Below are 12,574 nucleotides of genomic sequence, written 5' to 3' on the forward strand. Positions count from 1 at the left end.
ACGAAGACGCAGACGCAGACGCAGACGCAGACGCAGACGCAGACGCAGACGCAGACGCAGACGCAGACGCAGACGCAGACGCAGACGCAGACGCAGACGCACCTGATGATGGTAAGTGGGACGGGGTCGATCTGGATATTGCTCCTGATGCCGGAACAGACTTTACTCCGGATTCTGATCAGGCTTACTTCGACAACATGAACTCTTCTTCTGAGAGAGCGATGTCTGGCGACGACGAAGTTGTTGTTGAACAGAATATGAATGCTCGATTTGACCTGGGCAGCGGAGACGATGAATTACTGGTTAAAGGTAATGTCAATAACTCTCTCAATATGGGAGAGGGGCATGATGAACTGGAAGTAGAAGGGAATCTTTCTGGTTCCACAAATACCGGAGCTGGTGATGACAAAGTTAAAGTTGGTCAGGATCAGACATCTCAGCTGAAGACTGGTGAAGGTGATGATACGGTCATCATTGATGGCAATTCACAGGCTACAATTGATACCGGGTCTGATAATGATCTGGTTGATATTGGAGGAAATGCAACCAGTAAGATTAAGACTAGTAGCGGTGATGACACTGTTAATGTCGGTGGAAACCTGCAGAATAAAGTAGAGACCAGCGCAGGAAATGACACAGTTAATATCCGGGGGGATGTAACCGGGAATATTAATCTGAGTTCAGGTAATGATGTCGTTACTATTGGCGGCAAAGTGAGTTCTAAAGTCGAAGGTGGATCAGGTAATGATTCGATTCATCTTGAATCCTATACCCAGGAGGATTGGGATAATAACGTCGATAATATTCAGAATCTGGTGAAAGGTTTTGAGCAGATCACTTTTGCTGAAAGTAGTGAGGAAGAGGCCCCTGAAGAGCTGATTGCTGATGAGAGCTCGAACTTGCAGGCGAAAACTGCAATGGTTGGTGAGCCGGATGAGGCATTTGATCCGGAAGCGGATGATTCTGAGGAAACTGTTCTGTCTGAAGATGAACCTTCAGAAGATAGCGATAGTACAGAAGAAACTGATGATGAGTCTGAAGTTTTTGCTGCAGATGAAGATGACGATGACTCGGATGATTCTGATGGCGTAGATGAAGAGGATGATGACTCAGATGATTCTGATGCCGCAGATGAAGATGACGATGACTCGGATGATTCTGAGGCTGCAGATGAAGAGGATGATGACTCGGATGATTCTGATGCCGCAGATGAAGATGACGATGACTCGGATGATTCTGATGTAGCAGATGAAGAGGATGATGACTCGGATGATTCTGATGCCGCAGATGAAGAGGACGATGACTCGGATGATTCTGATGCCGTAGATGAAGAGGTCGATGACTCGGATGATTCTGATGCCGTAGATGAAGAGGTCGATGACTCGGATGATTCTGATGTCGTAGATGAAGAGGATGACTCGGATAATGCTGATGCAGCAGATGAGAACGACGATGACTCTGATGATCTGGACGGGGCATTCGAAGATGATGATGCTATAGATGACCTGTTTACATACGGAGATGACAATCAGTCTGGTGACTGGACCAATGCGATTGAAGGTGAGGTTGAGCAACCTTCTGACAATAACGGTTGGCTTGGTGAGCTGGATGACGCCGCAGACAGTGATTCATTCGGATCTGATTCTGACTTTGATGAAAGCTATGGTAGTGATGATGGCCTTGGAGAAGGGCTTGATGACTCTCCTGTAGAGTAATAAACATAACGGCGCCGAAAGGCGCCGTTATTGTTTGAGTCGCTTTATTGGAGAGGTTTGTTGGCTATTCTGTCAAAAATACTATCTGAATTGCTTTTTACTGTGCACAGCGATTGAACGTGGAAAGATATGCGATGCACTATTAATAAGCAAAAAAGAACAGATGTTCCTGCGCATCATGACAAAGCAGCGGGTTTGCTTGAGGTGTCAGTTACTGGAGTGACTGATATTGTATTGAAGCTCGCCTGACATGATCCTGCGATACTGACCATTATCCCGTATCAGACTTAAACCTCTATCCAGAGCCTCAGCCAGTTGCCCGGATGAAGGTGACGAGCGACTGAACGCGACATATATGTCACTAACATGATTCTGAAAGCCTTTATACAAAGCAGGCCTTTCCTGTCTGATTTGCTCTTGCGTGTAGTTTGCTACCCGATCAAACATAATGGCGCCATCTATACGATCAGCCATTAACATTCTGATTAGCTGAACCTGAGTGGGCACTCTTATTTCAGAAAAACGATGGCGGTGAGCTTCATAAGTATCGCCATACTCATAATCGATGATCAGTCCGATTCTGCTGTTATCTGGAAGATCAGACAAACTATTGGCCTGGGAGAACTCTGGATCCGAGTAGTAAAAAGAAGCAGGTGCTTTAAGCAGATATTGTGTTCCAAAGTGGAAGCGTTCTTCTGTAGATTGTTGGCGGGTAACGTTATAACCACCATCTGTGTTACCAAACTGAAGATCATAAAGCACTCTGGCGTAAGGTTTCACGGAGATTATGGGCTTTATACCTACTGCATTAAAGGCGGCTATAACCAGAGATGTCGATAGTCCATTACCCTGTTTATCCGCGTAGGGAGGCCAGCTGTTTTCCACGCTGAGTGTGACCTGATTTTCTGTTGCTATTGCCTTAGAGAGTGGAAAACAGAGGCAGAGTGACAGAAAAGTCTGTTTAAACATGGCAGCAGTTGATCCTCTCGGGCTTTACAGTTTTCGGGTATTCTATGCGCCGTTTATTGTCTTACACTGACAATGAAGACCTTTATTAGCTTTTTCATGATTCTATATCATCGGTATTCATTATGCACTGAATCTGATTTTTTCTGATATTTTTTGTTTCTTTTCTGATTGACTCCTTACCCAGTTCTGTATCACTCTGATTGAATTAAATACTCTGTGATTGATGGCACAGTCTTAGCAAGTATGCTTTTCCGTGTGTTTTTCTATTTACGCAAGGAGGTAACGAGAACATGAATATGACAGAACAATATCAACAGCGGGTCAGTGACTATATTCTGGCTAAAGATGGCAACCGTCCCTGGGCGATGGCAAAAGCTTTTCTTCCCGATGCAGAACTCCAGATGCAAGTTGATACCGATAATATTGATTTTCCGGCCAGAGTGATTGGGCTGGACGCGATTACCGACACTCTGGTCCGTGGCTTTGGACGTGAGAATGACAACGTTTTTACATTCTGTCTGCAGGATACTCTGGTTGTTCAGCAAGAAAAGCTGATGTGTGACTGGGTGGTTTTTATGACTGATAAGGATACTGGTCGTATTCGTGTCGGCTGGGGGCAGTACCATTGGGATTTTGCCGATCAGGAAGGGCAGGCATTGGCAAAAGCTCTGCTGATTCGTATTCAGCAAATGGATATTCTATCTGCAGCACATCAGGCAGAACTCTTTTCGGTACTTGATGGTATGCCTTACCCATGGCTGTCTAAAGAACAGCTTTTAGCTGCTGTGTCTGATTCAGAATATCTGCGTAACCTGTCGGACTTTCTGGCTGGCTAGAGCGTCTTTCCGGGTTTGTAGTGATTACAGGGGTGTGGTTCTTTAACTTAGATTTTTACCCGGGACTTTATACTCATTCTGAAGTGAATGTCTGCCTGATAAGAAGGAGATAATCTTTATCAGTCACAACAAATTTTCAGATCTCTCTGATTATTGCTTGTCAGATCGTGAGTAATGCAATGCTTGCGATCTGAGCGACCTGTATCCGGTTCCGGGCACATTCTTAATGCTGGTACGCTTACTGAATACCAACAGAATGAATGTTATCCTGAGAGTAAGCTTAACGGGTTAAAGGTGCTCTGAGGGTTTCCCTCTGAACAGAATATCTGGTAGCACAATGCTATTTCCCTGATTGGTACTTCCTCGGTTTTTTTCTCTATGAGTGATCCGGATTCTCCTCGGAACTTTTCTGTAACTGTTGTGCTAGCGACTGCAATTGGCTCTTTAATGGCGGTTATGCTGATCATTGTGCAGTTAATTCATTTTACGGCCAATGAGAAAAATACGGCTGAACTTCTGATTGATAAAGCCAGAAATATCGTAGTGGATATTGAGCAGGGCGTTCGCCTGCAACTGGATCAGACAGCTGAAATCACAGCGTTATTAGCCGCTGAAATGGTTGATGATCAAGGATTGGTCAGTGACCTGCGCCTGGAAGATCTGTTCTCTGGTGCACTGCTAAGTCATGGGCGAATGGGGAGTCTGAATTTTTTTTCGGCAGATCTGCGTCCTTTTGGTATGGCAAAAAATGAGCAGGGTTTACCGGAATATTCGGCTATTACCGGGCTGACTGAAAGAGCGATGAGGGATCCTGATATTCTTCGGGTGATGGCAATTTGCCGGGAGTCTGACGGACCTGTCTGGCAACAGCCCGAATACTTCCAGGATGAGTCTTTTCTGGTGCTGACCCACCCTGTTTTTTTTCAGGACAAGTTTCTCGGTTGTCTGGGCGCAACAGTTGAAGTACGCAGTCTGTCAGAGTTAATGGTACATCTGGGAGATCGATTCGACGCAACACTGTTTATTATCCGAGGGCGTGATCGGGTTCTGGCACATGCATCTTTACAGTATGGCCATGAAGGCCAGAGCAAAGAGACGCCGTTATTGCACCTGAATGATATTGATGACTCTGTTTTACAGCGTATCTGGGATTCAGAGTCGGTACATGACGAGTTTGCAGAACTGGCAGAAGAAGGTATTCAGCTAAGGCTGGCAAAAGGAGAGCATGAGAAACCCTGGCTTTTTCTGATGCGTTCGTTGGAAGGGTATGGCGATGAACCTCTGCTTGTAGGGGCCTGGTTTCCCTGGGAAAGCTTTTCTGCTCAGATTATGAGGCTGTTCTATGCGATGATTTCAGGGTTAGTGTTATTGGTGATCGGAATTGGGCTGGCAGTATTTATGGGGCGTCGTATTGCTCGCCCGATTAAAGAAACTGCACTGGCTGCTACCAGAGTCAGCCATTTCAGCCTGGATGACGTTGAAGCTTTGCCTCCTAGCCGGTTTCGTGAGCTGAATGATCAGGTTCAGGCGTTTAACAGCATGCTGACAGGGCTAAGAGCGTTCGGTAAGTATGTGCCTGATAAGCTGGTTGAGCGTCTGATCCGCCAGAATCAGGGGTTGAACTGCTTATCTCAGGAAAGAGAGCTGACGGTTATTTTTACCGATATTGCAGGGTTTACTCAGGTATCTGAACATCTGCCTGCAACAGATGTTGCTGACTTTTTAAACCATCATTTCGAATTGTTGGGAACAGAGGTACTGGCAGAGCAAGGAACGATTGATAAATACATTGGTGATGCCCTGATGGCGTTCTGGGGTGCCCCTGAAGTACTTGATGATGCTCCGGTTAAAGCCTGTCGGGCTGCATTGGCAATACGTAGCGCGATAGAAGCTGATAACAGAATCAGGCGCGAGCGAGGGCTGAATCCTGTCCATATGAGAATAGGTATTCACACCGGAGCTGTCGTCGTGGGGAATATCGGTTCAACAGACAGGATCAACTACACTATTGTCGGGGACACCGTTAATGCTGCACAGAGACTGGAAGCCAGTGGAAAGCAGTTTTCCTTACCTGATGAAGAAGTGGTTATTCTGATCAGTGGTGAAACCTGTCAGCAGTTGACGGAAGAGTTTCTGACTCAGGATCTGGGAGCAGTTCAGGTGAAAGGGCGTCATCAGCCGATTGATGTTTTTCGTTTGCAGGGAATTAAGGATAAACAGGTCTGATTATACTTCGGCCCTGCCATTGATGAGCATGGAGTTATTAAGGCCCATCAGATAAACCGGGACAGAAATTCAATCTGTGTGAAAATAAATCTGCTGACTATTAAAAATCTTCAATTTGATCCATAGAAACTTTCATCTTATAACCTAATCACATGAATGTATTTAATTGTTATAATTAAAAGCAATTAGAGTGCAGATAGAAAGATAAAGACAGAATCATGAAACAGGATCTCAGAAGTAAATTTAACGATAGTAGCCGTGGTATTTACCTGTTTGGTACAACACCACCTAAAGCGGGTACCAGCCCGGAAGCCACTTCCGAGATTGCGGATAAGCTATTAGAGCGTTTGCAGCATGTGGAGTTTGACGGCCTGATTGTGTATGACATTCAGGACGAGAGTAGCCGTATCGATAAGCCGCGTCCTTTTCCTTACATGCAGACTCTGGATCCGAGAGCCTATTCAAAACTGATTCGTGAAAAAGCAGATAAGCCGGTTATTACGTACAAAAGTGTATCACAACGGGATGCGGCTTCTTTTTCACAATGGCTTGATGAAGCCTGGCATGAGTATGGTGTAAGAGATACTGTTCTGGTTGGCAGCCCTTCGTCAGATGGTGATATCAAACTGAGCCTGAATGATGCCTATGGTGTGATAAAAGATCACCCGGATGCATTTAATCTGGGTGGGGTGACAATCGCTGAGCGCCATGCTGCAAAAGGCAATGAGCATGAGCGTCTGTTTACCAAGTCAGAACAGGGGTGTGACTTTTTTGTTTCCCAGGCTGTTTATAATGCTCAGGCAACGATTGATATGCTGAGTAGCTATGCGCGCAAGTGTCGTGAGCAGGGTATTGAACCGAAGCGGGTTATTCTGACTTTTACGCCATGTGGCAGTACTAAGACACTTGAGTTTATGGAATGGCTGGGTATCTCTGTACCTGATGCAACCCGGTACAGAATTATGGATGCGCGTCAGCCGTTGCAGGAGTCTATCCGGATTTGTCGTAATAACCTGGAGCAGATTCTGGAAGCGATATTACCGCTGAATATCCCGATTGGTCTGAATATTGAGAGTCTGACTAACCGTAAAGAAGAGATTGAAGCCTCGATTCGGATGTTTAAATTGTTGAAATCTATCGTTGATTTGAAGCTGGCAGAAGCTGACCTGCTGTAAACAGCGCCTATTGAGATTCTGTCAGTGCAATAAGCCCTGCGTCATAAGATAGCAGGGCTTTTTTATCGCTGATTTAAGGGCACTTCACAAACATTGACCGATCTGCAAACTGGAATACTTTGGTCAGAGTATGACTAATATTCTGTAGACGTTGCGCACGCTCTTCTTTTGTCTTCTGTATTACACGTTCTTTTGCCAGACGCTGGAAGTACTCTGCTTCTGTTTCTGTACGGTGTGTAGAAGGAATATGAATAACCTGGGCTGGGTCGAAAATAAACATGCTCTGTTAGTTCCTGGGGAGATGTAATTACTGCAAATAAGTCTATTGAGTAGTGAATTTTGCCAGGATTCTACATCTGGGATATATCAGAAACAAACGAAGTTTATTAATGCCAGAGCTTAGAAATATTCATCAATTTGGCAAAATCTGTGGCTATTATCGATTAAAATAGCAACTTTTTGTTAAACAGATACGATAGATGAGATGAATACTATGATAGCAATGCGTGAGATGTTGCCAGATGATTATCCTGCCGTCATGAGGCTCTGGTCTGTGAGCGACGGTATGTTACTTCGCGAAGCGGATTCGGAAGAAAATATTATCCGGTATTTGCAGCGTAATTCGGGGTTAAGCTTTGTTGCTCTGCATCAGAAAACCGTAGTGGGTGCCGTACTGGCAGGTACGGATGGTCGCAGAGGCTATCTGCAGCATCTGGCTGTTGACCCTGAATTTCAAAAGCAGGGGATTGGCCGTCAGCTGGTGCAGCGTGTGACAGATGCATTACTACATGAAGGCATTGCTAAAACCCATTTATTTGTTGGCCATGACAATAAAAGTGCTCAGGCGTTTTATCAGAATATGGACTGGCAACCCAGAGATGAAGTGCGCATGTTCTCGTTTAATGCCTCTTTTGATAAGAATATCTGATGCCTGAGTGGCATTATCAGCTATTCAGTTTTTGATCCGACACCCATTCTGAAACGTAGAAAAAGCGATTGTTTCTGGAGAATAAAATGAAACCGATTCGCTTTTTTACCGCCCTTGCTATAACGGTTCTTATGTTGTCCGGGTGCTCTGGCATGAAGCCTGAGCAGTTTACAAAGCATAGACCTCCGCTCGTACTGGAAGATTATTTTTCAGGCACTGTGTATGCCTGGGGGATATTTGAAGATCGATTTGCTCAGGTTAAACGTCAGTTCCAGGTGGATATTCAAGGTATCCGGGATGGCAACACGCTGGTGCTTGATGAAGCTTTTCTGTTTGATGATGGCGAAAAAGATTCGCGTATCTGGACGATAACGAAACACTCTGATCAGCATTATACAGGAACAGCAGGAGATATTATCGGAGAAGCAAAAGGTATCTCTGCAGGCAATGCGCTGAACTGGCAGTACCAGATGAACCTTCGGGTTGGCGATGGCAGTCTGCAGGTGACGTTTGACGACTGGATGTTTCTACAGCCTGGTGGTGTCATGATTAATCGGGCTATCGTGAGTAAATGGGGTGTTGAGCTGGGGCGGGTTACTTTGTTCTTTGTCAGAGCTGAAGCATTGAAACAGGCTCCTTTCAATCTGCGTGATTGAATATTTCTTTTATTGATATCACTGCTTTGATAGCTGTGAAATGACAGGAAAAGCTTCAGGCTTACAGTACAGGTAACAAATACTGGCGCAAAGCGGCCAGTATTCGCTATTTTCTTCGGGCGATCACCTGCTCAATAAAGTGGTATCACTATCTGTTACCCATTGGGTGATGGTTTGATCAGTCTTCTGTCCATGGATCTGCTGGTGTGGACTTTTCTGCTTCTGCAGATGTTTCGGTATCCTGCTCTGTATCTTCTGATGTATCGGCTACCGGACGAGGGCTGCGCTTAGCTGGTTTTGCCTGAATTTCCAGATAGAAAGAGTCCAGTTGTTGTGCTTCTGCCTGACTGATGTATTTATTAATTTCAGCAACGTGAATCACTTCAGCGTCCTGCTCATTGGTACCGTATTTACAATCGAAATCCCAGAAGTCAGCATCGTCTGGTAATGCCTTATTTCTTTCCCGTTTCAGGTATTTTTTAGCTTCATTCTTAGCCGCCTCAATCAGTCGAGGGTACTTAATTTTGGGATGAGATAAAGTAAATGTCTTTTTCATTAGAATCCTGAAATCAGCTATCTGTTGTGATGGAATGCCATCACTTACTTTGAGATGGCGCGCATGATAACGGATTTATGGCTCTTCGGCAGATCTTTTTCGAGAATCATTTAATAGATTTATCAACGCTGTGCTCAAAACTACACAGAGTAAAATTACCCTGACATAATCGTTATACCTATCGAGGACGAGCAACTCTGGCGATTTTTTTATGCCTATAGAGAGCTTTGTGACTCATGGCAGAGAGTATCGCCCTGAATAGTCAAAAAACTCATCAGTTATTCTCGATCTCTCTGTCGTTTTTCCGTGACCTTCGGGTCTTTATCCTCATGGGGCCTGATAAACGTATTGAAGGCTTTGTCCGCATCTGAGTGAGTTTCAGTCTGCCAGATATTACCTGAGCGCATAGTCTTTAAGCAAAACGGTTCACAACAGACAGATAGCTATTTACCCGGCTTGAAGTGACCGATGAAGGATTCAGGCGATCAGCAATTCTAAGGGTCAGACCTAACTGATTTAACGATTCCCGATCATCTTCAGACAGCTCTTCAGCGGCATCAGATTTGGTGAAACTGTTCAGCTCAGCAAGTACCGATTTAATATCGGCTTTAGTCTCTGCTGACTGAGAGCCATCAAAATTATCAATGATCTCTTCGGCCTTATTCAGGGTCTCAATCAGGCTGTTTTCAGAATCATCTTCTTTTAATTCATCACGAAAATCGCTGATAAACTGAGTGACCTTATCCAGAGAGGTATTGTCACCCTGATCTTTGAAACGAGATGCCGATGATACCAGAGGCGATAAGCGTGATGCTTCTGTACCGTTGATTAAGCCATACTCTTCAAGCCGGGATACAAACTGAGACGTCACCTGAAAACCTTGGGTGCCATTAGTAAAAAACTCCTGACTGAGCTTCTGAACGCTTAACGCTCTGCCGGATAGAGAAACATCTTTGTTACTCGATGATGAGCTGGAAGCAGTGCTCTCTTCAGAACTGCGGCTGTCATCTGTCCTGAACAGGCTGCTGCTGGTTGAATGTAGTATAGACGTATCAAGCTGTGCAGAACTGACTCGAAACATGATTATTCCCTATAGTGTGGTTACTCTAATTGTCAGGGAATATGAAAAAAACATGCCAGGAACAGGTTGTACAGACAACACGGGGTTGCAGAAAAGATATCAGAATTAAGCAGAATTAAAACGGCAAGCTTTCGTCGAAAGCGAAGGTTAACCTGTGCCGGTCACGGATAAAAATGCAGTATATCAGCCTGTGACACGTCATCAGTGACAGATGGGGGCCGGTTTAAACGGCTTTCACCTGGTCTGGAGCGCATTACAAACGAATAATCATTTTAAAAACTTCACCGCTCAGTGTGCTTTTTGATAGTGATATCAGAGAGTAGTGGTAGTGGTGAGCAAATATATTACTTCCCTCTCCGGCTATTAGCTGGAGAGGGAAAGGGTATAAATACCAAAACACTTTTGTACAGCGACTTAATCACTACCATGTTGATATAAATGCACATCTCGCTGTGGGAAGGGGATTGAAATACCTTCTTCATCCAGCTTCAATTTTACCTTTTCCGTCATATCAAAATAAGTAGGCCAGTAGTCTTCTGATTTCACCCAGATACGTACTGTGAAGTTCACAGAGCTATCCGCTAAAGCGCTAACGGCCACAAGCCCTTCTGGCTCTTTCAGTCCCCGGCTTTCTTCAGCAACCAACTGCTTTAATACATTTTTTGCTTTTAGCAAGTCATCGCCATAACTGATCCCGACAGTAAGATCCAGACGTCGCGTTGCATTAGCGGAAAAATTAGTTAAGTTATCATTGATCAAAGAAGAGTTTGGAATAACAACCAGCTTATTATCAGGCGTTTTCAGGCGGGTATTCAGCATAGTAATTTTTTCTACTGAACCCGAAACACCTGAACCCTCAATGAAGTCCCCTTTCTTAAAAGGGCGCTGCGAAACGAGCAATATGCCAGCGGCAAGATTTTCCAGGGATCCTTTAAGGGCCAGGCCTATTGCAAGGCCTGCGGCACCTAATACTGCCAGCAAAGAGGTTGTATCAACACCCAGTTGCCCCAACGCAGTAATGAGTAAAAGAACCGTAAGAACTGTTTTAACAATCTGTCCGACAAAATGAGTGGCTGCTTCATCCATATGTTTGCGCTTGAGCAGACTTTCAAGCACATTGACGACTCTTTTTACTACCCATAAACCGATTAATAACAGTAGCAAAGCTGGCCAAAGATTGTTTAACCACTGAAGAGCTAATGCGAACCATTCATTTTGTAAAATATTTGATATATCCATATCGAGTCCTGGTTGTAAAAATCTCAATAAAATCAGTGCAAGAACAGGAGAGCATTTTTCGCTCTGCCTCAATATTCATGCTCTGATCGCCTGGGTGCTAATCTCTTTTATCACATAACTATGCTTTCCTTCAGCCTTTGCACAATAAGTGGCCTGATCGACCTCTTTCATTAAGTCTGTTATTTTCAGTTGCTCGTTTTCCAGGCCATTTTTTGAGCCAATCAAACCAATTGATGTGTTAATACTGAGTTTTATACCTTCAAATTCCAGTGGTTGGATCAAGGATTCAAGCACTCTCTGGATAATAAACTCAGCTTCATCGAGATCGGTTAACGGCAGCAGTAAAGCGAACTCGTCACCACCAAGCCGTCCTAAAGTATCCGTTTTTCTGAGTTGATCTTTAACTCTTTGCACAAACGTTTTCAGCAGTTCATCGCCCACGTGATGTCCATAGGTGTCATTAACCGGCTTAAACTTATCCAGATCAAAGTAGGCCAGAGAGATTGGCTGATGATGACGTTTAGCATTTTCCAGAGCCTGTTTCAGACGATCTGTAAAAAGGTGTCGGTTAGCCGCTCCAGTAAGATTGTCGTAATGAGCCAGCGCAACCAGCTTCTGATTTTTAACAAAATCTCTTAGCAAAGAGTTAATACTCATTTTCAGAATTGCAGGCGATAAGAGATCCATTGGCAAAAAATCTGTAGTGAACTGCTTATCATGCGCCTGGAGTTCAGATTTTTTATTATTTCCGACGACAAGTATCGGGGTGGTACAGCCATTATCTTCATAGACGTTTATCATCTGAGAAAACAGATTATCTGAACAAATAGTAATTTTCAGGCCTGCCATTTCGTTGGCATTGAACTGGGACGGATGCTGATATATATGCAATTTTGCTTTTGGGAAGCACAAAGCCAATCCTGAAGCCAGCCACTGTGACATGTGGACGTTATCACAGACGACTAAGAATGTATCTTTGATTCTCTTTGCAGACATGATTGATCTCTACGTCAAAAAAGCAAAAAACAGCAGCGAATATCGCGCTTGAGCTGATGCCATGATAAGGCGGCTCACCGGATAGAAACCGAATACAGCTGTAAATAAAGGTTTTCAATTATGATACTGATTAATCCGTAGCCTGTTAAATCCGGGATTCAGACTCACTCTTTATGGCGCAGGCATAAAACGTTGCA

Annotated in this window: 12 protein-coding genes; 6 read left to right on the top strand and 6 right to left on the bottom strand. The window is 44.3% G+C overall.

The window, feature by feature from the left end:
* Positions 1 to 1,715: hypothetical protein (locus H4O21_RS14695; protein ID WP_220495675.1), on the top strand; the 1,715-nt coding region annotated here is incomplete at its 5' end.
* A 207-nt stretch (positions 1,716 to 1,922) separates the two neighbouring features.
* On the opposite strand, the gene H4O21_RS14700 is transcribed toward H4O21_RS14695, so the two are convergent.
* Positions 1,923 to 2,684: a substrate-binding periplasmic protein gene (locus tag H4O21_RS14700; RefSeq protein WP_182809632.1), complete on the bottom strand. Its 762-nt coding sequence runs from the start codon at positions 2,682 to 2,684 to the stop codon at positions 1,923 to 1,925.
* 290 nt (positions 2,685 to 2,974) lie between these two features.
* Here H4O21_RS14700 and H4O21_RS14705 point away from each other — a divergent pair, with 290 nt between their 5' ends.
* From H4O21_RS14705 to H4O21_RS14715, 3 genes are all read left to right on the top strand, one after another.
* Positions 2,975 to 3,520 (top strand): nuclear transport factor 2 family protein, encoded by a 546-nt coding sequence (locus tag H4O21_RS14705; protein WP_182809633.1) that lies wholly within the window; start codon positions 2,975 to 2,977, stop codon positions 3,518 to 3,520.
* 378 nt (positions 3,521 to 3,898) lie between these two features.
* On the top strand, positions 3,899 to 5,746 hold the full coding sequence (locus tag H4O21_RS14710; protein WP_182809634.1) for an adenylate/guanylate cyclase domain-containing protein: 1,848 nt from the start codon (positions 3,899 to 3,901) through the stop codon (positions 5,744 to 5,746).
* A 218-nt stretch (positions 5,747 to 5,964) separates the two neighbouring features.
* Positions 5,965 to 6,921 carry a methylenetetrahydrofolate reductase gene (locus H4O21_RS14715; protein ID WP_182809635.1) on the top strand — a complete coding sequence of 319 codons (957 nt, stop codon included), beginning with the start codon at positions 5,965 to 5,967 and terminating at the stop codon, positions 6,919 to 6,921.
* 73 nt (positions 6,922 to 6,994) lie between these two features.
* Here the strand turns inward: H4O21_RS14715 and H4O21_RS14720 are convergent, their stop codons facing one another.
* Positions 6,995 to 7,201 (bottom strand): hypothetical protein, encoded by a 207-nt coding sequence (locus tag H4O21_RS14720; RefSeq protein ID WP_182809636.1) that lies wholly within the window; start codon positions 7,199 to 7,201, stop codon positions 6,995 to 6,997.
* A 204-nt stretch (positions 7,202 to 7,405) separates the two neighbouring features.
* Here H4O21_RS14720 and H4O21_RS14725 point away from each other — a divergent pair, with 204 nt between their 5' ends.
* Together H4O21_RS14725 and H4O21_RS14730 are read left to right on the top strand one after the other, a co-directional pair.
* On the top strand, positions 7,406 to 7,849 hold the full coding sequence (locus H4O21_RS14725; protein ID WP_255487317.1) for a GNAT family N-acetyltransferase: 444 nt from the start codon (positions 7,406 to 7,408) through the stop codon (positions 7,847 to 7,849).
* A gap of 86 nt (positions 7,850 to 7,935) precedes the next feature.
* Positions 7,936 to 8,505: a DUF3833 domain-containing protein gene (locus tag H4O21_RS14730; protein WP_182809637.1), complete on the top strand. Its 570-nt coding sequence runs from the start codon at positions 7,936 to 7,938 to the stop codon at positions 8,503 to 8,505.
* Between the two features lie 178 nt (positions 8,506 to 8,683).
* Here the strand turns inward: H4O21_RS14730 and H4O21_RS14735 are convergent, their stop codons facing one another.
* From H4O21_RS14735 to H4O21_RS14750, 4 genes are all read right to left on the bottom strand, one after another.
* Positions 8,684 to 9,061: a DUF6172 family protein gene (locus tag H4O21_RS14735; RefSeq protein WP_220495676.1), complete on the bottom strand. Its 378-nt coding sequence runs from the start codon at positions 9,059 to 9,061 to the stop codon at positions 8,684 to 8,686.
* A 412-nt stretch (positions 9,062 to 9,473) separates the two neighbouring features.
* Complete coding sequence (locus tag H4O21_RS14740) at positions 9,474 to 9,932, bottom strand: hypothetical protein (RefSeq protein ID WP_182809638.1); 459 nt, start codon at positions 9,930 to 9,932, stop codon at positions 9,474 to 9,476.
* Between the two features lie 624 nt (positions 9,933 to 10,556).
* Entirely contained in the window at positions 10,557 to 11,381 is an 825-nt protein-coding gene (locus H4O21_RS14745; RefSeq protein ID WP_182809639.1) for a mechanosensitive ion channel family protein, read from the bottom strand.
* Between the two features lie 75 nt (positions 11,382 to 11,456).
* Complete coding sequence (locus tag H4O21_RS14750; protein WP_182809640.1) at positions 11,457 to 12,293, bottom strand: diguanylate cyclase domain-containing protein; 837 nt, start codon at positions 12,291 to 12,293, stop codon at positions 11,457 to 11,459.
* Positions 12,294 to 12,574: the final 281 nt, after the last annotated feature.

Origin of the sequence: Oceanospirillum sediminis, from assembly GCF_014164585.1 — a bacterium.
Taxonomy (GTDB): Bacteria; Pseudomonadota; Gammaproteobacteria; order Pseudomonadales; family Halomonadaceae; genus Oceanospirillum; species Oceanospirillum sediminis.

What these genes read in the sequence shown, in the direction of transcription:
- H4O21_RS14700 (WP_182809632.1), bottom strand. Translation starts at nt 2,684, where the DNA reads ATGTTTAAACAGACTTTTCTGTCACTCTGCCTCTGTTTTCCACTCTCT.
- H4O21_RS14705 (WP_182809633.1), top strand. Translation starts at nt 2,975, where the DNA reads ATGAATATGACAGAACAATATCAACAGCGGGTCAGTGACTATATTCTG.
- H4O21_RS14710 (WP_182809634.1), top strand. Translation starts at nt 3,899, where the DNA reads ATGAGTGATCCGGATTCTCCTCGGAACTTTTCTGTAACTGTTGTGCTA.
- H4O21_RS14715 (WP_182809635.1), top strand. Translation starts at nt 5,965, where the DNA reads ATGAAACAGGATCTCAGAAGTAAATTTAACGATAGTAGCCGTGGTATT.
- H4O21_RS14720 (WP_182809636.1), bottom strand. Translation starts at nt 7,201, where the DNA reads ATGTTTATTTTCGACCCAGCCCAGGTTATTCATATTCCTTCTACACAC.
- H4O21_RS14725 (WP_255487317.1), top strand. Translation starts at nt 7,406, where the DNA reads ATGAATACTATGATAGCAATGCGTGAGATGTTGCCAGATGATTATCCT.
- H4O21_RS14730 (WP_182809637.1), top strand. Translation starts at nt 7,936, where the DNA reads ATGAAACCGATTCGCTTTTTTACCGCCCTTGCTATAACGGTTCTTATG.
- H4O21_RS14735 (WP_220495676.1), bottom strand. Translation starts at nt 9,061, where the DNA reads ATGAAAAAGACATTTACTTTATCTCATCCCAAAATTAAGTACCCTCGA.
- H4O21_RS14745 (WP_182809639.1), bottom strand. Translation starts at nt 11,381, where the DNA reads ATGGATATATCAAATATTTTACAAAATGAATGGTTCGCATTAGCTCTT.